18 protein-coding genes and 1 tRNA gene are annotated in these 21,251 nt (G+C 48.8%); 6 read left to right on the top strand and 13 right to left on the bottom strand.

The window, feature by feature from the left end; all coding sequences use genetic code 11:
- Nucleotides 1-700: 700 nt before the first annotated feature.
- From GX135_00580 to rpmE, 8 genes are all read right to left on the bottom strand, one after another.
- Nucleotides 701-2,227, bottom strand: coding sequence for a T9SS type A sorting domain-containing protein (locus tag GX135_00580; protein ID NLN84583.1), 1,527 nt, complete (start codon nt 2,225-2,227; stop codon nt 701-703).
- Nucleotides 2,212-2,589 (bottom strand): hypothetical protein, encoded by a 378-nt coding sequence (locus GX135_00575; protein NLN84582.1) that lies wholly within the window; start codon nt 2,587-2,589, stop codon nt 2,212-2,214. Before GX135_00575 ends, GX135_00580 begins: the two co-directional genes overlap by 16 nt.
- Complete coding sequence (locus GX135_00570; GenBank protein NLN84581.1) at nt 2,583-2,951, bottom strand: hypothetical protein; 369 nt, start codon at nt 2,949-2,951, stop codon at nt 2,583-2,585. The genes GX135_00575 and GX135_00570 overlap by 7 nt, the downstream gene beginning before the upstream one ends.
- Nucleotides 2,952-3,013: 62 nt before the next feature.
- Complete coding sequence (gene ftcD / locus GX135_00565) at nt 3,014-4,678, bottom strand: glutamate formimidoyltransferase (GenBank protein NLN84580.1); 1,665 nt, start codon at nt 4,676-4,678, stop codon at nt 3,014-3,016.
- Nucleotides 4,675-5,940: an HlyC/CorC family transporter gene (locus GX135_00560; GenBank protein ID NLN84579.1), complete on the bottom strand. Its 1,266-nt coding sequence runs from the start codon at nt 5,938-5,940 to the stop codon at nt 4,675-4,677. The genes ftcD and GX135_00560 overlap by 4 nt, the downstream gene beginning before the upstream one ends.
- The gene (prfA, locus tag GX135_00555; protein ID NLN84578.1) at nt 5,940-7,007 is read right to left on the bottom strand and encodes a peptide chain release factor 1; all 1,068 of its coding nucleotides are present in this window, start codon (nt 7,005-7,007) and stop codon (nt 5,940-5,942) included. The genes GX135_00560 and prfA overlap by 1 nt, the downstream gene beginning before the upstream one ends.
- On the bottom strand, nt 7,007-7,981 hold the full coding sequence (locus GX135_00550; GenBank protein NLN84577.1) for a DUF1385 domain-containing protein: 975 nt from the start codon (nt 7,979-7,981) through the stop codon (nt 7,007-7,009). The genes prfA and GX135_00550 overlap by 1 nt, the downstream gene beginning before the upstream one ends.
- A 90-nt stretch (nt 7,982-8,071) precedes the next feature.
- Nucleotides 8,072-8,281 (bottom strand): 50S ribosomal protein L31, encoded by a 210-nt coding sequence (gene rpmE / locus GX135_00545; GenBank protein ID NLN84576.1) that lies wholly within the window; start codon nt 8,279-8,281, stop codon nt 8,072-8,074.
- Nucleotides 8,282-8,716: 435 nt separating this feature from the next.
- Between rpmE and GX135_00540 the strand changes: the two genes are divergently transcribed.
- Nucleotides 8,717-9,679: a T9SS type A sorting domain-containing protein gene (locus tag GX135_00540; protein NLN84575.1), complete on the top strand. Its 963-nt coding sequence runs from the start codon at nt 8,717-8,719 to the stop codon at nt 9,677-9,679.
- A gap of 305 nt (nt 9,680-9,984) precedes the next feature.
- On the opposite strand, the gene GX135_00535 is transcribed toward GX135_00540, so the two are convergent.
- The gene (locus GX135_00535; protein ID NLN84574.1) at nt 9,985-10,638 is read right to left on the bottom strand and encodes a peroxiredoxin; all 654 of its coding nucleotides are present in this window, start codon (nt 10,636-10,638) and stop codon (nt 9,985-9,987) included.
- Nucleotides 10,639-11,026: 388 nt separating this feature from the next.
- Here GX135_00535 and GX135_00530 point away from each other — a divergent pair, with 388 nt between their 5' ends.
- From GX135_00530 to GX135_00510, 5 genes are all read left to right on the top strand, one after another.
- Nucleotides 11,027-12,091, top strand: a complete 1,065-nt coding sequence (locus GX135_00530; GenBank protein NLN84573.1) for a YihY/virulence factor BrkB family protein — start codon at nt 11,027-11,029, stop codon at nt 12,089-12,091.
- Entirely contained in the window at nt 12,088-13,623 is a 1,536-nt protein-coding gene (gene purH, locus GX135_00525) for a bifunctional phosphoribosylaminoimidazolecarboxamide formyltransferase/IMP cyclohydrolase (GenBank protein ID NLN84572.1), read from the top strand. The genes GX135_00530 and purH overlap by 4 nt, the downstream gene beginning before the upstream one ends.
- 50 nt (nt 13,624-13,673) lie before the next feature.
- Nucleotides 13,674-13,767 (top strand) — tRNA-Ser (locus GX135_00520).
- Nucleotides 13,768-13,822: 55 nt separating this feature from the next.
- A complete protein-coding gene (sppA, locus tag GX135_00515; protein ID NLN84571.1) occupies nt 13,823-15,532 on the top strand; it encodes a signal peptide peptidase SppA in 1,710 nt (569 codons plus the stop codon).
- Nucleotides 15,533-15,553: 21 nt separating this feature from the next.
- The gene (locus tag GX135_00510; GenBank protein ID NLN84570.1) at nt 15,554-17,074 is read left to right on the top strand and encodes an Rne/Rng family ribonuclease; all 1,521 of its coding nucleotides are present in this window, start codon (nt 15,554-15,556) and stop codon (nt 17,072-17,074) included.
- Between the two features lie 71 nt (nt 17,075-17,145).
- Here GX135_00510 and GX135_00505 read toward each other — a convergent pair whose 3' ends face one another.
- The 4 genes from GX135_00505 to GX135_00490 all read right to left on the bottom strand — a co-directional run bounded on the left by GX135_00505 (nt 17,146) and on the right by GX135_00490 (nt 21,172).
- Nucleotides 17,146-17,856, bottom strand: coding sequence for a CCA tRNA nucleotidyltransferase (locus tag GX135_00505; GenBank protein ID NLN84569.1), 711 nt, complete (start codon nt 17,854-17,856; stop codon nt 17,146-17,148).
- Nucleotides 17,853-18,986 (bottom strand): radical SAM family heme chaperone HemW, encoded by a 1,134-nt coding sequence (hemW, locus tag GX135_00500; GenBank protein NLN84568.1) that lies wholly within the window; start codon nt 18,984-18,986, stop codon nt 17,853-17,855. Before hemW ends, GX135_00505 begins: the two co-directional genes overlap by 4 nt.
- 12 nt (nt 18,987-18,998) lie before the next feature.
- Entirely contained in the window at nt 18,999-19,958 is a 960-nt protein-coding gene (gene lepB, locus GX135_00495; GenBank protein ID NLN84567.1) for a signal peptidase I, read from the bottom strand.
- A gap of 71 nt (nt 19,959-20,029) precedes the next feature.
- Nucleotides 20,030-21,172, bottom strand: a complete 1,143-nt coding sequence (locus GX135_00490) for an iron-containing alcohol dehydrogenase (protein NLN84566.1) — start codon at nt 21,170-21,172, stop codon at nt 20,030-20,032.
- Between the last annotated feature and the right edge of the window lie 79 nt (nt 21,173-21,251).

Raw genomic sequence — 21,251 nt, 5'->3', positions numbered from 1 at the left:
ATCCTGTAAATGGATTATATCAATTTAATACAAAATTAGACTGCCTCATTTTTGTCAATGAAAAAGAGGGTGCCGGACTTTCCTTGAGCACTTTTTTCCCACAATCCTGCTTTTTCAACCCGTTTTCATTCGGAGTTGAACCGAGCTGTCCAAAGATTTTTCGCTCCAGCCTTGCTCTTGGTTTGAACAGGATTTCCTGTTGTCTGTTCTTCCCCGGATGTCCGACCACGGTCGGGCTTTTGACGAGGGCGAGCCAAGCGGAATTTGTTTTGGAATCAAGAAAGGAAAAGGACTGTCGGCTTGGAATAAACGCAAAACGCTTCTTTCAAGCGTCTTCCTTGACTCTGGCTCAAGATCAACCCACTCATGCCTCGGCATCATCCCATAGCGGGCATGAGAAGTTCCTTGGAAAATCCGGGCTAAAGCATGAGCCAGGGCTTAGGCGGGTTGAAGTTGGCACCTGTTTATTTTACTTGTCCGGCTCTATTTTTAGTGACTCCAACTCCCTGTTACAAATGACTTTGCCCGGCTTTCGAGAGCACTGTGATCGGCTTTTTTGACAGTAGATCAATTTGACCCTTTCCCTCTTGCCGCCTTTAGTGTCCCTTATGTTTCAAAGGCAATCTTAAGCGACACAAAGAGTTAGGGCTTTGACGCTGTTATTACATCAGGCTCGTTCAGATAATAAGGGACGAAAAATTTAGGGCGTAATCACAAGTTTGCGTGTGGCTTGAAAACCAGAGCGCTCGGAAAGTTTGAGCAGGTAAACTCCGGCGGGAAGAGTGGGCAAAGATATTTCCGCCTGGGTTTTGGCATTTGAAAACTGCTGGGAAAACACGAGTTGTCCGCGGATGTTGTGAACACTGATGGTGTCGAAGTTGCTGCCGCTTTGGATTTTGAGACCAGCCATGGATGCCACTGGATTCGGATACAACGAAAAGGCAATGCTGGGAGTGGAAAAAACGGGGTCATCAACCGGGGTGGAAAAGCTAAAAAGGTTATCCAGAAAGAGCTCAATGGCAGGATTTTGGTAGGCTGGAAGCCCCGAGGACGCGCCCGCCCACAGAATCGTGCCGAGGCTGGGAATATATTGAAACGCGGCCAGGCAATTATCCAGCCCGGCAGCTCCAACCATCAGACTCCACTGGCGTTTGGGAGAAACTTGGTAATCAATATCGAGGGAATCCTTGATGCTGGCATAGCGAGAACAGCAGGAAGGAAAAGTTAGCGCGCGAAAGTGGTTTGTGGCGGCGAGGTTTTGCCCCTGCAAAAGAGCTTCAGGGTGGTCATAATAGCGCAGCACGGTGCCGGAATTATTGGTTTCCACCACGACGGATTCCACCATCCCCTGGCTTTCGCTCAAAGTGTGGATGATGCTGCCACTCAAGTGGGTGCCGTCCTGGATGGCAGTGGTCACGTCGTAGATATTGAACTGTCCATCCTGGTTGTAGTCAAAGCGTTCCATGCCGCGGCGGATGTCCAAAAGGATGGGATTTAAGCCGGTCTGCGCGGTGAAGGAATGGTCGTTGCCAAGGTTCAACGAAGCCCAAACTCCGTGTTCGGAAACGGCAGTTACGGCGCCCAAAATTCCGGGGATGGTTGCCGAAAGCCATTTTTGTTCGTCCGGTTCGCTGGGATGATGGATCACAACAAGCGGGTTATCCACAATGGAATCATAAAGAGACCAATCCAGCCAGCGCGTGATGACGGAAGCGCCTTGCAGGAGGTCGTCTTCGGCAGTGGAAATGCCCCAACTGGACAGGGAGGAACAGCCCAGCTGCATCTGGTTGTCCCCAGCGGACTTGGACACGTGCTGCATATCCAAAAACGCATTCATGAAAAGGAAGTCTGTGTGATCCAAATCCCGCTGCAGCCCGGCGTGATAGAGGCTGGCACCGGAATCCACAATGCCTTGAATCAATCCCTGGGTTTCTTCCACAATGCGCGGATCGTTGTCGAAATGATCTGTGTGCAAGCCCTTAAGATATTGATACCAAACGGAATCCGAGAACATAAACATGATCCAGAAAAATTCATCGAACACGTCGAGGATGGGCTCGGCAATCAGATATCCCTGGGCATGGCCGCGCTCGTGGTGGCTTCCCCAAACGTGCAGAATTGCTTTATCTCCAATATATTGCAAGTCTCCATTGACCTGCGCAAAAAACGGCAGAACCGCCGCTGAAAGGACCAAAACCAGACACAAGATTTTTAAGATATTTCCCATGGTTGGCTCCTTTTGGAATTGATTTTTTTGTGAACCCGATAGTTATTGATAACCACGCCCAAAAACACGAGATTGGCGACGCCGAACATTACATTCAGGGAACGGGTTTCTTTTTTCCCATAGAAGGCGAGGATGCCGCCTAAAAACATAAGCAGCACAAACTTGAACACAACTATCCCGCGCAGGGCGCCAAGCTTGCGCAAAACCCAGCGGGCAATGGGATTTTTCTCTCTAAAATAATGATCCGGTTTCACTACTTTCCAAGTGGAATGTCCATCCAGGATGTTCAAAACCAGAAAAACGAAAAGCTGTCCCACAAGCAGGGGATAGCTGTCTCCAATCCTGGCAAGCGTTTTTAGCATTTTTTGGTCTCCGATCCTTGTTCTTGTGCCAATTGACGCCCACGGATGCCACGCCAGTTTTTGAAATTACCCACCACAATCCAGGTAAATATGGTTATGCCTAAAATCAATAATATCAAAACGATATGTCCCCAAACGGGAAAGCTTCCCAGCAGGAAAACCACCGCGGTGATGAATGAAATCCAGAGCAATTCTGCCAAAATGAGACCCGGTAAAAGACCCAGTTTGGCAAACATCCAACGCGCCACAGGGTTTCGTTCACGGTGCAAGTGTTTGGGACGCACAACTTTCCAGGTGGAAACTCCGTCCAAAATGTTCAGCAAAACCAAGATCAGATAGAGAATAATTTGGAGCGCGAGCATCAGAATTCAAGCCCGGCGGCGGGAAAATGCCCACCACCGGGTTTTTTATCTGTTGAAATAAATCACATGCGTGCGCGGATCTTGCTTTCAATGGTGTCTGCAAGTTCCTGGCACTCTTTAACGATTCCGGCGGCACGGGCTTTGATGTCGGTTTTGAAAGCTTCGTCCTTGCTGCCGGCAAGGTTGATGAGGATGTTGTAATCCGCCGCTTTTGCAGCGCTGAGAGCGGTGAGAGCTGCCACTCCGGCATCGGAGAGAGCGTTCACATTTCCGACGTCCGCCACCTTGTCTGCCAGATTGACGGCTTCGCAGGCTATCTCCAAGGTTTTGAAGGGGATAAGGATGGCCTGCTGGGTTGTTCTTTCGATTTCGGCATCGCGGAAAGCGGTCTCTTCATCTGTTTTCTTGGGAAGGCGCATTGCATCCATCAAAGCGTTGAAAGCGTTGGTATCGTTGTCGATACATTGCAAAGCGCGCAGCTTGATGTCCTGGCCCTGCGGAGCGAATTCACGCACGGCATCCTGCACTTTTTCATAGCCTTTTTTGTCTATTGTGAGGTTTGAAACCATGGCGGAAAGCGCTCCGGAAAGTGCCACGCAAAGTCCTGCAACACTGCCTCCTCCCGGAGCGGGGGAATCAGTTGAAAGCAGGTCTGCAAAAGCTTCCAGGCTTAACGCACAGAGACTGTCAGAAGGCGCGATGGCATATTCAATCACTTTTTTATCCAAATCGAAGGGGCCCAATTCCGCCAGTCCCATGGATTGGATGGCTGTATCCATCACCATTCTTTCAGGAAGGCCGGTGCTTTCGCCCAAACGTTCAAGGTAATAATTTCCAGCCTCCAGCAAAGCGGCTTTGGGAAGCAAGCCAACCAATTCGCTGCCAGTGACTTGTATTCCTTTTTCCCAAGCGAGTTCACGCACTTTTTCCAGCACGAGATGAGGCGGAGTGATTTTGTAATTTGTGAGGTTGATGCTGATTTGGGCGCGATCGTAACCGTCGATGTACCAACCAACTGCTTTGCAATGTGAGAAAAGCCCCGGCACGTTGACTTTTTCTCCATTTTCGTCGCGGACAATTTTTCCCGCTTCGTCTCGGGCGACACGGCCTTTTTCCCTGATGGTGAGCGCGAGATCGTGCGCTTTCTTTTTGTCGCGGGTGTTCAGATTAATATTGTAGGCAATCAAAAATTCTCGCGCGCTGATGGCTGTCGCGCCGCTGCGGGCGTTGAAAGTGTGGGGGCCATAATCCGGTTTCCAATCTGGGTCTTTGGCTTTTTCGGACAGAGCCTCATATTCGCCGGATCTCACATTGGCAAGATTGCGCCATTCCTCTTTGGAGGCGGCATTTTCATATAGATAAACTGGGATACCGAGTTCTTCGCCCACTCTTTTTCCAAGTTTGTGAGCATATTCCACGCATTCTTCCATGGTCATTCCAGAAATTGGAATGAAGGGGCACACGTCAGTTGCGCCCATGCGGGGATGTTCGCCGCGATGTTTGCTCATGTCGATGAGTTCAGCGGCTTTTTTTATGGCCTGGAAAGCTGCTTCCACAACGGCTTCCGGCTCTCCAGCCATGGTAAAAACTGTTCGGTTTGTGTCCGCACCGGGGTCAACGTCGAGCAAAACAACGTTTTTGACGGCGCGGATGGATGCAGCGATCGCATCCAGGATGGCCTGATCACGGCCTTCACTGAAGTTTGGAACGCATTCCATCAGTTTCATGGTTCACCTCTTGTATCTGTTTTATGTATTTTAACTTTGATGATTTTCTTTTCGGTGGCTTGCAGGATTTGGAGGCGGTATGGCTCCACATTGATAATCTGACCCTGGTGGGGGATGCGGGCAATGCGATCCAGAATCAGACCCGCCAAAGTTTCATAATCACCTTCAGGAAGCGTGATGCCATATTCATCCTCCAAGCGGTCAATCTCTGTGTCCGCCTGTGCCAACCAGGTGTTTGGCGCCACCTGCTCCACTTCGGGAATTTCTTCTTCCTCGTCATATTCATCCGCAATGTCGCCAAAGATTTCTTCCAGAATATCTTCCATGGTCACGATGCCAGAGGTTCCGCCATAGGAATCAACCACGATGGCAATGCTGCGACGATGTTTTTGCATTTCGCTGAGCAATACGTCGAGGTTTGTGTTTTCGGGCGTGAAAAAGGGTTCGCGGAGCAACTTATCCACCGTCACATCAGTTGTTTGTCCTGTTTTCAAGATATCGTAGATGATGAGAATGCCTGTGATATCGTCAAGGTTTTTTCCGTAAACGGGGTAGCGAGTATATCCTTCTTCACGGGCAATTTCGATGGCTTCGGCAACGGTGGCAGTGGCTGGAATGGCAATCAATTCCGTGCGTGGGACCATCACGTTGCGGGCAACCTGGTCCGTGAATTCCAGCGCGTCTTCAATCATTTCCAGCCTCGGTTCGTCCTCATCGTCATCCTGGGTCAGCGAAATGAGGTAGGAAATGTCGTCTTTCGTCAGGTAGTCGAACTCGTTGACATCGGATAGTTTGAGCAGTTTTCTCAAGGCCGCGTTCAGCCAGGAAATTCCTTTTACCAGTGGTCTGAAAAGAAATTGGAAAACACGCAGGAAGGGATAAAACCTGGGCATGAGGACGTCGGCGTGGTCACGAAAGATGGATTTGGGTATCACCTCTCCAAATACGAGAACGACAGCACCCACCACCAACGCGGTGTATTTTGCATCGAAACCGCCGATATATTCCTTCACGACAAAGGTGGAAAGGCTTGCAATCAAGATGTTTACAAGGCTGTTCCCCAGCAGGGTGGTTCCCAAAACACGATCCTTGTGTTGCAGTTCCCGAAACAGCGTGGCGGCAGATTTGTCTTTGCGGGCCCTGCTTTCCAATTCCACCATATTGATGGAAACCGCCCCGTTTTCAATTCCGGAAAACAGAAAAGACAGGGTCAGCAGAAGCAAAAAAACCGCGATCCAAAGAATTAAAAGTGGTATTGACATTATTCGTTAACCTTTTCGCTGCGCCAAGCCATTCGCAGAGCTTGGACAAACTCGTCGATGTTTCCTGCCAGAAAAGCATCGAGGTTGTGGCTTGTCAAGTTTATTCTGTGGTCTGTGACTCTGGATTGGGGAAAATTGTAGGTACGTATCTTGGCGGAACGATCTCCGGTGCTGACTTGGGCTTTTCGAGAACGGGCGATTTCCTGTTCCTGGCGACTGATTTCCGCGTCCAGGAGCCTGGAACGCAGGACTTTCATTGCCTTGGCCTTGTTTTTAATCTGAGATTTTTCGTCTTGACAGGTGACCACTATTCCGGTGGGGACATGCGTGATGCGGACCGCGGAGTCAGTTGTGTTCACACTTTGGCCACCGTGGCCGGTACTGCGGTAAACATCGATGCGGAGTTCGTTTTCGTTGATTTCCACATCGATATCTTCAGCCTCAGGAAGCACAGCCACACTGACAGCGGAGGTATGGATGCGACCTCCGGATTCGGTGACTGGGATGCGTTGAACGCGGTGTACGCCACTTTCAAAACGCATCATGCCAAAGGCATCTTCACCGCTGAGCATGAAGATTATTTCTTTGTAGCCGCCCAAACCGGTTTCGTTCAAATCCAAAAGTTGGAGTTTCCAGCCTTTTTGATCAGAATAATAGCCATACATGCGGTAGAGAACAGCCACAAAAAGCGCGGCTTCCTCGCCTCCGGTCCCAGCGCGGATTTCCACAATCGCATTTTTGCCATCATTTGGATCGCTGGGAATGAGCAAATCTCGCAGTTTTTCTTCGCTTGCTGCCATTTGGCTATTGAGATCAACCAGTTCCGCTCGGGCAAGCTCAAGCATCTCGGGGTCATTTTCCGTTTTTATAATTTGCTCCGCGTCCCGGGCTTGTGTTTCAAGATTTTGATAAAGATCCCACTCTGCGCAGATTTGGGAAAGTTCCTTGTTTCTGCGAGAGAGTTCTTTATAGCGGCGTGGATCGCTCAATATGCTGCTATCCGAGAGCTTTTCCTGCAACTCAGCCAATTCCTGTTTCAAACCCTCCAGTTTTTCGCGGGGTAACATCAGCTTTGCATCACCTTCACTTGGTGTCCATCCAAATCCATGTCCAGAGCGGCTTTCATCGCTACCAACGCGGTTTCAACCATGAGGTCATCAGGTTGCTGGGTGGTGATGCGCTGCAAAGCCATTCCGGGTACAGTGAGAATCTTCACCACAGGATGTTTCAGGTTTTTGCCGCTGAATTTCAGGATTTCGTAGCTGACGCCTGAAACCAGAGGAATCAGAAGAAAGTGGTAACCCAAACGCAGAGCCATCGGGACCTGACCTTTTATAATGAACACGGAAACCAGGGTGTCTGTCACGGAAAAGATCAGGATTGCCACCAACAAAACAAAAAACATAAAGCTGGTGCCACAACGCGGGTGAATGGTGGTGTTGCTCTGGATTGCAGAGATTTCCAGCCCGGTCTCTTTTTCGTAGGCGTTCACGTTTTTATGTTCCGCGCCATGATATTGGAAAAGCCTGTGGATGTCCTTGAGACGACTGATCAGCCAAATGTAGAAAACGAAAAACACGATGCGGATGCTGCCGGCGAATAGATTGAAATAGAAATTCTGTTTTGAAAGACCAATCCAATCTGCAATCCTGTAGGGTAGCCAGGCGAAAAGTATAAAAGCCAGGCCAAAGGCAAAAATGTAGCTGATGATATTTTCCACTTGCAGGGCAACTTTACTCTTTTCTTTTTGCTTTTTTCCATTGGCTTCTTCCTCGGCTTTGAGATCCAATTCCGCTCTGTTTGCTGAAAGCGTGAGGGTCTTCATGCCAATATTCAACATCTCAATCAAAGATACGAAGCCCCTGATGATGGGCACACCCAAAAAACTGCCTTTTTTGGCTTTGCTGGTGAAAGGCTCCTTGAAAAGTTCAATTGTGCCATCTTGGCGACGCAGCGCAGTGGCAATGGATTCCGGCCCACGCATCATCACACCTTCAATTACGGCTTGCCCACCAACACTGATTTCTTTTTTAACTTCCATTTCCAAAATCCTTCATTTCTTTTTTGCGGCACAAAAAAAGCCATCTCCCAAGCTTGGAGCTACGGTGAAATGGCGGTTTTGAACGTTGTGCTATTCTTCGTTTTTGATGTTGTATTTCTTGTTGAATTTTTCAACTCGACCGGCAGTGTCGATAATCTTCTGTTTTCCAGTGTAAAAAGGATGGCAAACGTTACAGATATCCACATGCAGGTTGCCTTTGGTGGAACGGGTTTGAAATTCGTTACCGCAGGCACAGCGTACGGTTACTTCTTCATATTTGGGGTGTATTCCCTGTTTCATTTATCTTGCTCCTTGAAAGTTCGCACTTTGATTTATGGTCACATTTTTAGGCATGGCATATCTGTCAACTGCTTTTTTGATGTTGGATTCCACATATTGTTCGACATAAAAAAGGCTTTTAAAATTTCAATATTACCCATAATATATTGCTTGAGTGAGCGTTGCGCAAAGTTTTTATCATTGTTTTTGATTCAGACTGGAGGGAAATCTACAAATGAAATTGAAAATGACGAAAAAAATGCTTGACACGTAAATGCCCTGAGATTAGATTGACCCCAGAATGTAAATGGTCGCGCTTAAGGGTGCGATTAGAATATATTGTGTATGGCGAGAGCATGCGCTTTTACCAGCATGTTTTCAGCCGGGCGATTGAGAGGAAATAGGTTGCACCTTGCGCTCGGCAAAACTTGGGCAACCTAACAAGGAGTAAAAGGTATGAAAAAATTTGTATTATTAGCAGTAATTGCAGTGTTGGCCTGTGGAGGCTTGTTTGGAGCCTATATTGTTAGAGTGCAGACCAACGTTACCAACCTTCATGGAACTTTCACAATATGGCACAACGGCGTCGATATGGGACAAACAGTTCCGACAGACGCGATTACGCCATACGTAGAAATCAGCAAACCAACTAAAAGCGAACTTTTTGGACTCTGGGAACTCGATCCAGTTCCCTCAGGCTGGAGCCCATGGAACCCAATATCCTACACGATCACCAATAGCAGTGCTTTCTTCCCAATGGATAATGGTGTGGATTTTATTTTTGTGATGAGTTTCAATACGGATATTCCCGATTATACCCCCGTTGAACTCAGCAGCTTCACTGCCACCCTCACTGCCTTGAATTATGTGCAGATCAATTGGATAACACAGTCTGAAAGCAATTTGCTGGGATATCGGGTATATCGTTATGAGCCCAGTATTCAAGATAATGCGATCCTGATCACACCCACATTGATTCAGGCGACAAACACCAGCCAAACGCAAAGCTACACTGTTTTGGATAACGAAGTCGAAGTTGGCAGCACTTATCTGTATTACTTGGAAAGCGTCGAAGCTAACAAAAGCGAATTCTTTGGTCCTGTCAGCATCAGCGTTCAAGGTGAGGTGCCCCCAGTTTATCCCCAGGTCAGCGAGTTGAAAAACGCCTATCCCAACCCCTTCAAGGCAAACAACAGCACCACCATCGCTGTTGAAGTGAAAGAAGGCGAAAACGCCACTCTTTCCATTTACAACTTGCAGGGCAAGCTTGTGAAAACCTTCAAGGTTGGACAAGGCAGCCACAACATTAGCTGGAATGGTGCCGACACCAATGGCAAAGCCTGCGGCAGCGGTATCTATCTCTACAAGCTGAGCACCCAAACCACCAACCAAACCAAAAAGATGGTCATCGTTAAATAAGATTGACCACTCCCTTATAATTAAGGTCCCGGTTTTACCGGGACCTTTTTTGATTCCTTTCCAACCCGAGCGGGTAAATATGATGGGTATGCTCCGCAATTAAGATATGTAATTAATTGATTAAACTGCAGATGAATTATTGGGGCGGCATTGCCACTTGATTGAAACATCTAATAGACAATTATTAGTCCAACCACATCCTGAATCTCGCACGCCAACTCATATTCAAATGCCATTTTGAAATGTGACACAAAAAACCGTCCCCCACATGGAGGGACGGTACATCGTGTAATGTTTAATTTGGTTTAGAGTTCCCTGTGACAGAGCCACCAGTCAAGGCACTCATATTCGCCAGTTTTGGCACCTTCGAGTCTCTTGCGTGCAGCTTCCACATCGGTGACGGGTGGAATGATTACGCGGTCGCCAAACAATTCTCCATCTGGCCACTGAGCGGGAATGGCAACATTGTTTTTGTCCGCAATCTGCATGCCTTTTACTGCCCTGAGGATTTCATCCATGTTGCGTCCAAGCTCCTGGGGGTAGTAAAACATAATACGAATTATGCCATCGGCGTCAACGATAAACACCGCGCGGACGGTGTTTGTGCCTTTTCCAGGATGCACGAGCCCCAATTTACCTGCCACCGCTCCGGTGTCGGCAATAATGGGGAATTGAATTTCGACACCAAGTTTTTCCTGAATCCACTCTTCCCATTTAATATGGCTGAAAACTTGGTCGACACTCAAGCCAATCAATTCTGTATTGAGTTCCTTGAACTTTTGGTAGCGCTTTTGAAAGGCCACAAACTCGGTAGTGCAAACGGGTGTGAAATCAGCAGGATGGCTGAAGAGAACAAACCATTTACCTTTCATATCCTCAGGCAGATTCATCACACCACTGGTGGTCACAACTTTCATTTCGGGGAATTTGTCTCCCAATAAGGGAATTCCTGTTTTCATGTTTTCCATTATTAACTCCTTAGTTTTTAATCAAGATATAATCATAAAGTAACCAGAAACGTATTTCAAGGCAAACCAATATTTTCTTCCAATATGTCACAATCTCGAAAAGAAAAATGTTTTCAAGCCCTTGAGTATGGATATCATATCATGTTGTTTAATGTGTGATAATAGTATCATCGGGAATCAAAAAAACCACCGCGTACGACTCGATTCATGTTCACTGAGCTGAAGATGCTTTTTTCTATTTGACATTTTGGCTTGATGTGGAATAATGGGTAAAAGGCTTGAAAATAAGAGAAAAACACTGTTTAGACAAGCGCCCACCTCGCTGACGCACAAGCGAAGTCAAGCCAAAGTCGCATATTTTTTAATGAAAGACAAACAAATGAAGAACAAAGAAAAACGAGGGATTTTTGCCAATATCGGCTCGCTGCTGGCCACCACTGCCAAAGCCGCTGGCATTGATCTAAAAAAAACTTGGCAGTACATCAGCAAACCCAAGGCACGAAAACAGCTGATGGCGGATTTTTGGAACTTCCTAAAACGCTGGTGGCAATTGATAACTCGCGAAAGAGTGATGCGTGAAGCGGGCTCGCTCACTTATATAACCATTTTGGGTTTCGTGCCCTTCGTGGTTTTCATCCTGCTCATAGCGCCGGACCTGCCTTTTTTGAATCTCAGGGAAAAGCTGTTTTCGATCATTTCAGACCATTTGATACCGACTTCCGCGTTTGCCTTGAACAGTGTTATCGAAGGAATGTTGGAAGGTCGGGCTGGGTTTAACGCGATAAACTTCATTGTAATGATGGTTTCATCCTATTCGTTGTTCAGAGTGATTCGCGATTCCTTCGATCGCATTCTGAAAATGGAATTCAAACCCCGGCAAAGTCCGTTTCAACAACTCATAAAGTTTTTGGGTACCATTATCCTGGGTGTTTTCATCCTGGCGATACTGCTATCAAGTTCTTCGCTGCCAATGATCTCGCGCTTGTTGAAACTGCCCCTTCTGAATTGGATCACCTACTTAATTCCGTTCGCGATGCAGTTTTTCCTCCTGGTGTTTCTCTATACATTGATGCCATCTATAAAAGTGGAACGTATGTCGCTGGTGCGTGGCGCTTTTTGGACTGCCATCATTTGGCTGCTGGTGAAGAGCGGTTTTGATTTTTATATCTACCGCATGACCAGTTATCACAAATTTTACGGCACCCTCTCAGCATTACCCATCTTTCTTTTGTGGATATATGTAAACTGGCTGATTATCCTAAGCGGAATCGTGATGGTGGCAGTGTTTGAAGATAAAACCAATGCAGACGACGACAAGCCGCAGAATCTGGCTAGAGTCTGCGTTGAGTTGTTCTCCGATGGTAAATTGCAAGGAATGCTGGAAAAAACGATCAGCAGCGCAGAACTTAAAAAATTGTTAAAGCAATCCGAAGAGGAAAAATGAGCAAATACGCCTTGATATCAGTCTCCGATAAAAGCGGTGTGGAAACCCTTGCCAAAAGTTTGTCCAAACTTGGTTTTACCATTCTTTCAACATCCGGAACGGCTGTATATCTGAGGAAGTTTTGTCCGGAACTGATCGACATTTCCGAACTTACCGGTTTCCCCGAAATTCTGGACGGACGTGTTAAAACCCTGCACCCAAAGGTTCATGCTGGTATTTTGGCAGACCGCACAAAAAAGGAGCATTTGGAAACCCTGGCGGAACATGGCATAAAAAAGATTGATTTAGTAGCCGTAAACCTCTACCCTTTCGCCAAAACCCGCGAAAAAGAAAACGTGGAAGACCAGGAAATCATTGAAAACATCGATATTGGCGGCCCCAGTCTTCTGCGCGCGGCAGCAAAAAACCACGCCTCTGTCACTGTTCTCTGCGATCCGACAGACTATTCCAAAGTGATAAATCAGATTGAAGAAGATGGCGAAACAAAGCTTGAAACACGCCGAGAGCTTGCCCGCAAAGCATTTGAACACGTTCGGGATTACGACGCTGAAATTGCCGACTATTTTTTGACCAAGGAAAAAACTACAGCAAAGGAGCTGCCCCCCACCCTGAAAATTAATAGCGCTTTGCAAGCATCACTGCGTTACGGCGAAAACCCGCATCAACAAGCTGGCATCTATGCCAAACCTGATGCAAACTTGCAACTTCTACACGGACAGGAACTTTCTTTCAACAACCACCTGGATATTGCCGCCACCCTTCAGGCGTTGAGGCTCTTCGAAGCCCCCGCAGTGGTGATTGTAAAACACTGCAATCCTTGTGGGATAGGAATTGGTGTCAACCTAGCCGAAGCATATCAAAAAGCATTCGCTGCCGACACCCAATCCCCATTTGGCGGCATTGTGGGACTGAACCGCCCCTTGAACCTGGAAACAGCAAAACTTATCGATCAAGTTTTCACCGAAATCATCATCGCGCCTGATTATGAGGATGGAGTTCTTGATTTTTTGCGCCGGAAAAAGAAACGGAGACTGATCCAATCCAGTTGCAATCTGGTGGAAAAAGCAAACTGGGAATTGAAGGATCTGCCTCAAGGCTGGCTGCTGCAAAGCTGTGATCATGTAAATGATGACCCCAATGAATGGAAAACCGTGACGCAAAGAGAACCGGATCCCAGCGAGCGGGAAGCTTTGGCTTTTGCCTGGAAAGCTGTGTCGCTACTGCGTTCAAATGCAATCGCAATCATCGGAACAAACCGTGTTTTTGGCTTGGGCGCCGGCCAAACCAGCCGCATCGACGCTCTGCATCTGGCGCTGTGGAAAGCTCAGAAATTTGGCCATGATTTAAGCTGTGCAGTTTGCGCTTCCGACGGCTTTTTCCCTTTTCGGGATTCCATCGACGAACTGCATTCCCAAGGCATTCGCGCGATAGTCCAGCCCGGAGGCTCCAAAGGTGATCAGGACGTGATTGCGGCCTGCGATTCCTTCGGTATTGCCATGCTTTTCACCGGTATTCGCCACTTCCGGCATTGATTTTTGTTTGACAGATTATGTGCTTTCAAAAAGATGGCTTTTCCAAGCGCGGAGATGTGTCCGAGTTGGCTGAAGGAGCACGATTGGAAATCGTGTATACGTGCAAAACGCGTATCCTGGGTTCGAATCCCAGCATCTCCGCCACTCAATTTTTCAATCCACCATTTTCACACCCATTTTTAAATAAGGAGTTTTCCCCATGAAAACAAGAAATGGCATTTTACTTGGCTGCGGCGTCATTGTACTCATTCTGATTGGAACCTTTGTGGCAGGATATTTCCTCGCCAGTCCTTTCAAGGGAGCAAGCGTTTCCAAAGGTAGCTGGCTGGTTTTGAACCCCAGCGGCAGCGTGCCGGATTACACTGAGATTAACGGACCGGAATTTTTGAATTTTGGCTCTCTCAGCGTGGACGATATCTGTGTCCGCATTCGAAAAGCCGCGAACGACGGCAAAATAAAAGGCATCGTGATCCGCCCCGGTGGAGCCGCGATCAATCAGCCCAACCTAAACGAGATCAAAGCCGCGCTTCAAGATTTTAAGCTCAGCAAAAAACCCGTGATCGCCCACGCGGAAATTGTTTCCCAAAACGACTACCTGCTTTGCTCCATGGCAGACAAAATCTACATGGACCCTTCCGCCTCAGCGGGAATCATGCTGGAAGGCGTTTCCGGAAACGTCCTCTTCTACAGTGAGGCCCTCAAAAAACTGGGTGTCAAAATGCACGTGATGCAGGCCGGAGACTACAAAGGTGCCGGTGAACCCTACTCCCGGCGCTCTCTCAGCCCTGAGGCGGAGCAAAACATGCGCCAAGCTTTCAAAGGACGTTACGATTTGCTGCGGGCAAACATCAGCGCAGCCCGTGGAATCGATTCCACCCGGGTTTGGGATATTTATGAAAACCGCCCCGACCTCATCATCAACGCAACAGATGCCAAAACCTGGGGCCTCATCGATGAAGCCGCCACCTGGGAAGAAGTGCGCGCGCAGTATAAAATCGAAAAGAATAAAGCCATCTCGATCTCAAGTTATGCGTCTCCCGCGGAATCCTCCAGTACTGGCAACAAAATCGCGATTGTAAACCTAAGCGGCAACATTTCTTCCGCCAGCGGATATAGTTCAGATGCCAGCATCAGCGCGGCCAAGGTTTCCAGAATCCTGAATTCCATCGAAAAAGACGACGCCGTGAAGGCTGTGGTTTTGCGTGTGAACAGCCCCGGTGGCTCCGCGCTGGAATCTGAACTCATTCACCAACAGCTCAAAACCTTGAAAGTGCCCGTGGTGGTCTCGATGGGTGGAGTTGCAGCCTCTGGCGGCTACTATATCAGTTGCGCGGCAGACCACATCATCGCAGACCCACACACAATCACAGGCTCCATCGGCGTGATCATGGCCCTGCCCGAAGCCAAGGAACTGAGTAATAAACTTGGTGTTGACAGCCAGACCCTCAGCTATGGTAAATTCTCTGGTTTCGGCAGCATCTTTGAGAGCTATGACCCCGAATTGCTTGCCTCGCTAAACCGTGATTCCGAAGCGGTTTACGCCGAATTCCGCCAACGTGTGATGGATGCGCGCAAGATTGGGCCGGAACGCATCGATGCGGTATCGGAAGGACGTGTTTTCATCGCCTCCGACGCGCTTGCCCTGGGCTTGGTAGATGGAATTGGCGATTTGGATACAGCTGTCAAAAAAGCCGCTGAACTTGCCGGAATCACAAAATACGGCTTGAAAAAGTATCCGAAAACCATCGGAGTTTGGGAAGCCTTACGTGAAGGCGGATTTTTCAAAAGCCTTGTTGCTGGCTTGAAACATCAGGAAACCAGCCCCCTTAAGCGCCTGGAAACTTACTTGCTGCAAACCCTGCCAATGCGTGAATGGCTCTACTTTTGCCCCTTCCGCTTGGATCAATAAATAAAACGACGGATTCAAGCCATGAGAAAAGATAAATTTCACACAGAGATAGTGGTAAACGTGCACCCCATGGAAAAAAGGGTGGCCGTTTTGGAAGATAACAAACTGGTGGAGCTCTTTGTAGAGCGCAAAGACAAGCAAAATGTGGTTGGCAACATCTATAAAGGCATCGTGAAAGACGTTTTACCCGGCATGGGCGCAGCCTTCATCGAGATTGGTCTCGAGCGCACCGCTTTTTTGCATTATTCAGACATCGTCACAGACTTTTTGGATATGTTTGAAAGCGATAGCAAACAGCGTCCCCGCCTCAACCCAAAGGATTCCTCCCAGATTGGAAACCTGTTAAAATCCGGACAGGAAATTGTTGTGCAGGTCCACAAAGGACCCTTGGGCTCAAAAGGTGCCCGCCTCACCGGTCAAATCTCCATCCCTGGAAAATACCTGGTGCTTTTCCCGAATAAAAACAAAATTGCCATCTCCCGCAAAATCTATAGCCAAAACGAGCGCGGCCGCATCCGCAACATCCTGTCCTCATTCAAAGACCCCAGTTTTGGGCTGATTGTGCGCACCGAAGCCGAAGGCTGTGAAGAAGACGAACTCCGAGCCGAATACAAAGCTCTCACCAAAACTTGGAAATTAATCGATAAACAGATTAAACACCTCAAAGGCCCGGTCTGCGTATTTGAGGAAAACGCCCTCGAAAACTACCTCATCCGCGACCTTTTTGGCGAAAACGTGGACCGGCTCATCATCGACAACAAGGCCTTCGCCAAAAGCATTATCCGCCACCTCGAAGATTTTTCACCGGAGCTCATCCCCGCCGTCGAAATCTATAAGGAAGATTCCCCAATTTTCGACGCTTGGGGCATAGAAAAGAAAATCGATTCCGTTTTCCATTCCCGCATCTACCTTCCCAGCGGAGGAAATATCAAAATTGAGCAAACCGAAGCGCTGGTGGCCATCGATATCAACACCGGCAGCTTCACCGGCAAAACAAACTATGAGGAAACCATCAAAAAAACGAACCTGGAAGCCGCTGCCGAAATAGCCAGACAAATCAGGCTGCGCGACCTTTCGGGGGTCATTATCATCGATTTCATAGACATGCTGAACGAGCAAAACAAGCAGGAAGTTTTGGACACCCTGCGCAAGGGTCTGCGCCGCGACCGTGCCAAAAACAAGGTTTATAGCTTCACCGAACTGGGGCTGGTGGAAGTTACACGCAAACGTATGCGTTCCACGCTGATAGCAAACTTTTCCGTCACCTGCCCCACCTGCCACGGCACCGGAAGAGTTATCTCGAACGACACACTTTTAATGCGCATCCACCGTTGGTTGAGCCGTGCTGATTATTTTATCCAAAACTCACGCCTGCGCCTGAAAGTCAATCCGGAGCTTGCAGACCATATTGCCAAAAACAGCGGCGTGTTAAACGCCTATAAAGACCAGATTGATATTCAATCCGACCCGGATATCAGGCTGGAACAATTCAGGTTTTTCAAACTCCCCGGTGGTGAGGATATCACCAGCAAGTTTAATTGATTATAAAATATCGGCTGTATTGAGAGGGGCTTCTGCCCCTCTTTTTTGGTGGCATAAAACGCTGCCGTCCATCACTTAATTGAAATCGCGCAGAGTTTAGTCAGTTCTTCCCATCTTTTTGATTGAGTCGGGGTGATTGTTTGATTCATGCGCTTCATCTCATCCTGGATATTGTTTTGGCTGAGGTTTTGGATTAGGGAAGCCGATTCGCGCAGGGCTTCCCAAGTTTGTTTTTCAATTTCAAGATCGAGCACAGCGGCAAAACGCAAAGCACGCAAAATCCTGAGCGGATCCTCTTGAAAAGACTTTCGTGGCTCACGAATGCTGCGCAGCAAACGCTTTTCAAGGTCGCGAAGCCCCCTTCCATCTGGGTCTAGAATGGTGCCATCCACAATTTTCATATAAAGTGCGTTAACGGTGAAATCCCGCCGCAAACAGTCTTCCACCAAAGTGGCAAAACGCACTTCTGGAAAGCGGCTTCCCGGGCGGTAATGCTCACCACGGGTCATCACAAATTCCAGTTGAATGCCCAGGTATTCCATGCTCGCCGTTCCGAAATCTGGATGCGTTTTGGGTTGTGACAACCCCTCTTTTTCTGCCAAAAAGTTTGCCAGAGCGATGCCACCATCGGGAAGTTCCACAGCGATGTCCACGTCCGAAAGCTGGATGGGACGCCGTAAAAGCTGATTCCGGACACAGCCGCCCACAAAATATGTCTTCGTCTCGAAACGGCTGCCACAGATGGCGTCAGCAAGGTTTTGACGCAATTCCTCCAGTTTCACAATAGCTCCGCAATCACAGCGTTCGACACAAACAGAGCCGCCGGCGTCAACCGCAAACGTCGACCAACAAGCTCAATCAGCCCCGCAGCACGCAGTCTCTGGATTTCCGCCTCTTTCCCCCGCAGAGGGTCACAGCCGTAGAGGTTTTGCAACTCATCCAGATCCACTCCTTCCAGAAGCCGCATTCCCATCATAAAATGATCCGCCCAAGCCTCGTGGGGGCGGTATTCTTCGCCAGTGAAAGGCAATTCACCCCGTTGGATAAATTCCGTATATTCTTTCTGGCTGGCGGGATTTGTATAGCGCAGCGGTGGCAGCCAGCCCGAAGCCGAAGCCCCCAAACCAAGATATGGCTGGTTTTTCCAATAGCTCAGGTTGTGGATGGAGGAGCGTCCTGGACGGCAGAAATTTGAGATTTCATAGTGTTCAAACCCTGCCGCCAACAGCTTTTGCCGCAGCGCTTTGTAGTGCGCTGCCAGGTTTTCGTCATCCGGCAGAGGGACCTGCTCCCCGCTGGCGAGCTTTTTCCCCAAGGCTGTATCCTCATCCGGTGTTAGCAAATAGGCGGAAATATGCTCCGGCTCCAATTCCAAATACTTGTCCAGATTACATTTAAGACCCTCGGCATCCGAACCAGGCAGACCGTAGATAAAATCCAAGGAAATGTTTTCAAAACCAAAATCCCGGCAAAGCTTCACAAGGCGGGGATAGTCTTCAGATTTGCTCCGCCGTCCCAGCCAGGCAAGCTCTTCATCATCAAAGCTTTGCAAGCCAAGCGAGAGACGATTTACCGGGGTTGTGGCCAGCTTTCCCAGCCATTTTGGATTTATCTGTTCAGGATTCACCTCCAAAGTGACTTCCGCCCCCGGCTCCAAGCCGAAATGCCCACTGATTCTCAGAATCTGCTCCGAGCTCAGCAGCGAGGGTGTTCCTCCGCCAAAATACAGAGTTCTGGCTTTTTTGAGGGATGGGTCCTTTTTTTGCCAAAGTATGATCTCACCATCCAGAGCCTCCAGGTATTCTGAAAGCACCTCACGGGAAAGATTTTGGCTAAAAAAAGAGCAATAAGGACAGCGTTTCAGGCAAAATGGGATGTGCAGATAGACGGCTGGAGCCCTGCTCTCTGCCATGCCCTGTCCTTTTTAGCCAGACCGCGCCGGAGTCTTTTTCTTTCCGGCCATGCGGAACATGCGATCCCAGCGAATGTGCGGGCTATCGTAAAGCTTATTGTATTCAATGCCCTTGGAAAAGAAAATGAGCCAGGGTGTGCCCGTGATATCGCTACGGTCCAAAAAGCCCCAATAGCGGCTGTCTTCGCTCACGTCGCGGTTGTCTCCCAAAACAAAATACTTTCCTTCGGGAACCCGGATGGGACCAAACCAGTCGCGGTTGTAAATCTTGCGATCGGGAATGCCTTTGCTGCTGTCCGCAGGCACGATGTGGGGCTTATACCAATCCGAAACCGTGATGATGCGGTCAATTTCGCCTTCCTGAAAACTGTGGGCAATAATCTGCTGCGGCGCATCCGGAGGGGTGGGAATCGGTATATCATAACATTCATATCCGCCCTTAAAAAGCTTCCCGTTCACGTAAACCTGCTTGTCTCGCAGTTCAACTATGTCCCCCGGCATGCCAATCACCCGTTTCACCACGTTTTTCCGCGCGTAATAGCTGATGTGAAACCAGGTTGGCGGCCATTTTGAAAAGCTTTCCGCCTTGTTGATATAAATGGGATGGAAAATCTTGATGAAATTGTCTTTATAATCCGGATGCTCCGGTGTGTTTTCCTCGATTTTTGGATAGCGGAAGGTAACGATGTCCTCACGTTTGGGGTCGGTGAAAAAATACTTGAGCTTGTTTGCCACGAGGTAATCACCCGTCAGCAGGGTTTTTTCCATCGACGGCGAAGGGATCATGAAGTTTTGAAAGCTGTAATTGCGAATAATCATCGCCACCACGAAGGCGAACAAGATGGCTTCAATCCAATCCTGCAGCCAAGGTTTGCGGCGGCGGAATTTTTTCCCCTCAGCCACGGGTGTGATGGTATAATCAGGCTTTTGATAATCCTGTTTTCTGCCTTTTTTTCTGATTTTTTCTTTCATCGTTTTCCTATTTCAAAGCTATTCTCCGCTCCAGTTTTGGGCGGGGCGGCATTTGTCAAGCTCCAATTTCTTCAAAAAGCCAGCATCAACAGGGCTTCAATATCGGCGGGGCCAAGCTTTATCACCTTGCCCAGCTCACCGGAATCCAAAATGATATCCCGCAATTCGGGCAGTTGATTTTGGCGGATGCCCAGCTCGGAAAGGCTGGTGGCAGAGCCCCAGGATTGGATTTTATCCCGAAAACGGCGCAGAGCGTGGGAAACGCTGTCCGAATCGTGCACTTCACGCGCCCAAAGGCTGAAGCGGCTGGGATCCCGTTCGCTCACATACTCGATCCAGGCGGGGAAAATCACGCCCAAACCCTCTCCGTGGGCAATCCTTGGATCCAAAACCGAAAAAGCGTGTTCGATGGCGTGGCAAGCCCAGTCACCTCCCCCCAAACCCGCGCCGCTGATGCCATTCAGCGCCAAAGTCACACTCCAGGCAAGGTTCATGCGAGCGGAAAGATCACAGGAATTTTCCTGAAGCCGGTCTGTCATGGCGATGATGGTTCTCAGCAGGGCCGAATTTATCGCCAAAGTCGCCTCCGCGCGCTCGTCCATGAAGAAATATTCCAAGATATGAGCGATGGCGTCCAAAGCGCCATTCACGGTTTGGTGGAAAGGAAGGCTGCATTGCACGGCGGGGTCCACGATGGAAACCTTGGGGAAAAGCAGCGGCGAAGTCATGCCCCATTTTTGTTTCAATTCGGTGTTGGTAATCACGGCGCCGCCGTTCATTTCACTGCCCGAAGCCGAAAGGGTGAGCACGGTGAAAATTGGCAAAGCCTTTTCCACAGCCTCCTCGCCGGTGTATGCCGCCCAGATGTCGTTCAGATAAAAACCCGCCGCCGTGGCTTTGGCACTGTCGATAACGCTGCCGCCGCCAACAGCCAGAATGCTGTCCACCCCTTCCTTCTTTGCCAGTTCAATCAATTCCCGCGTTTTTTCCAGGGTGGGATTGGCCTGCACTCCCCAGGCTTCAACGCGCTGGATGCCTGCCGCCTCCAGGCTTTCGCAAACCTGACGATAGACGTTGTTTTCCTTGATGGACCCGCCTCCTGCAACCAAGAGACATTTGCGCACACCGGCGCTTTTCATCTCGGGCCCAATCTCTTTTATCATCCCGGCACCATAATGGACCCGGGTGGGGTTGTGGAAACTAAAGGATTCCATTCCTGCTCCTTTGCGTGTGTTTCAAACTCTGCTTACAACTAACAATTTAAAGGAACAGAGACAAGACGCAAATAAAAAG

It is taken from the genome of Candidatus Cloacimonadota bacterium (genome assembly GCA_012522635.1).
Classification (GTDB): Bacteria; Cloacimonadota; Cloacimonadia; order Cloacimonadales; family Cloacimonadaceae; genus Syntrophosphaera.
This window is presented reverse-complemented; position numbering and strand designations above follow the sequence as displayed.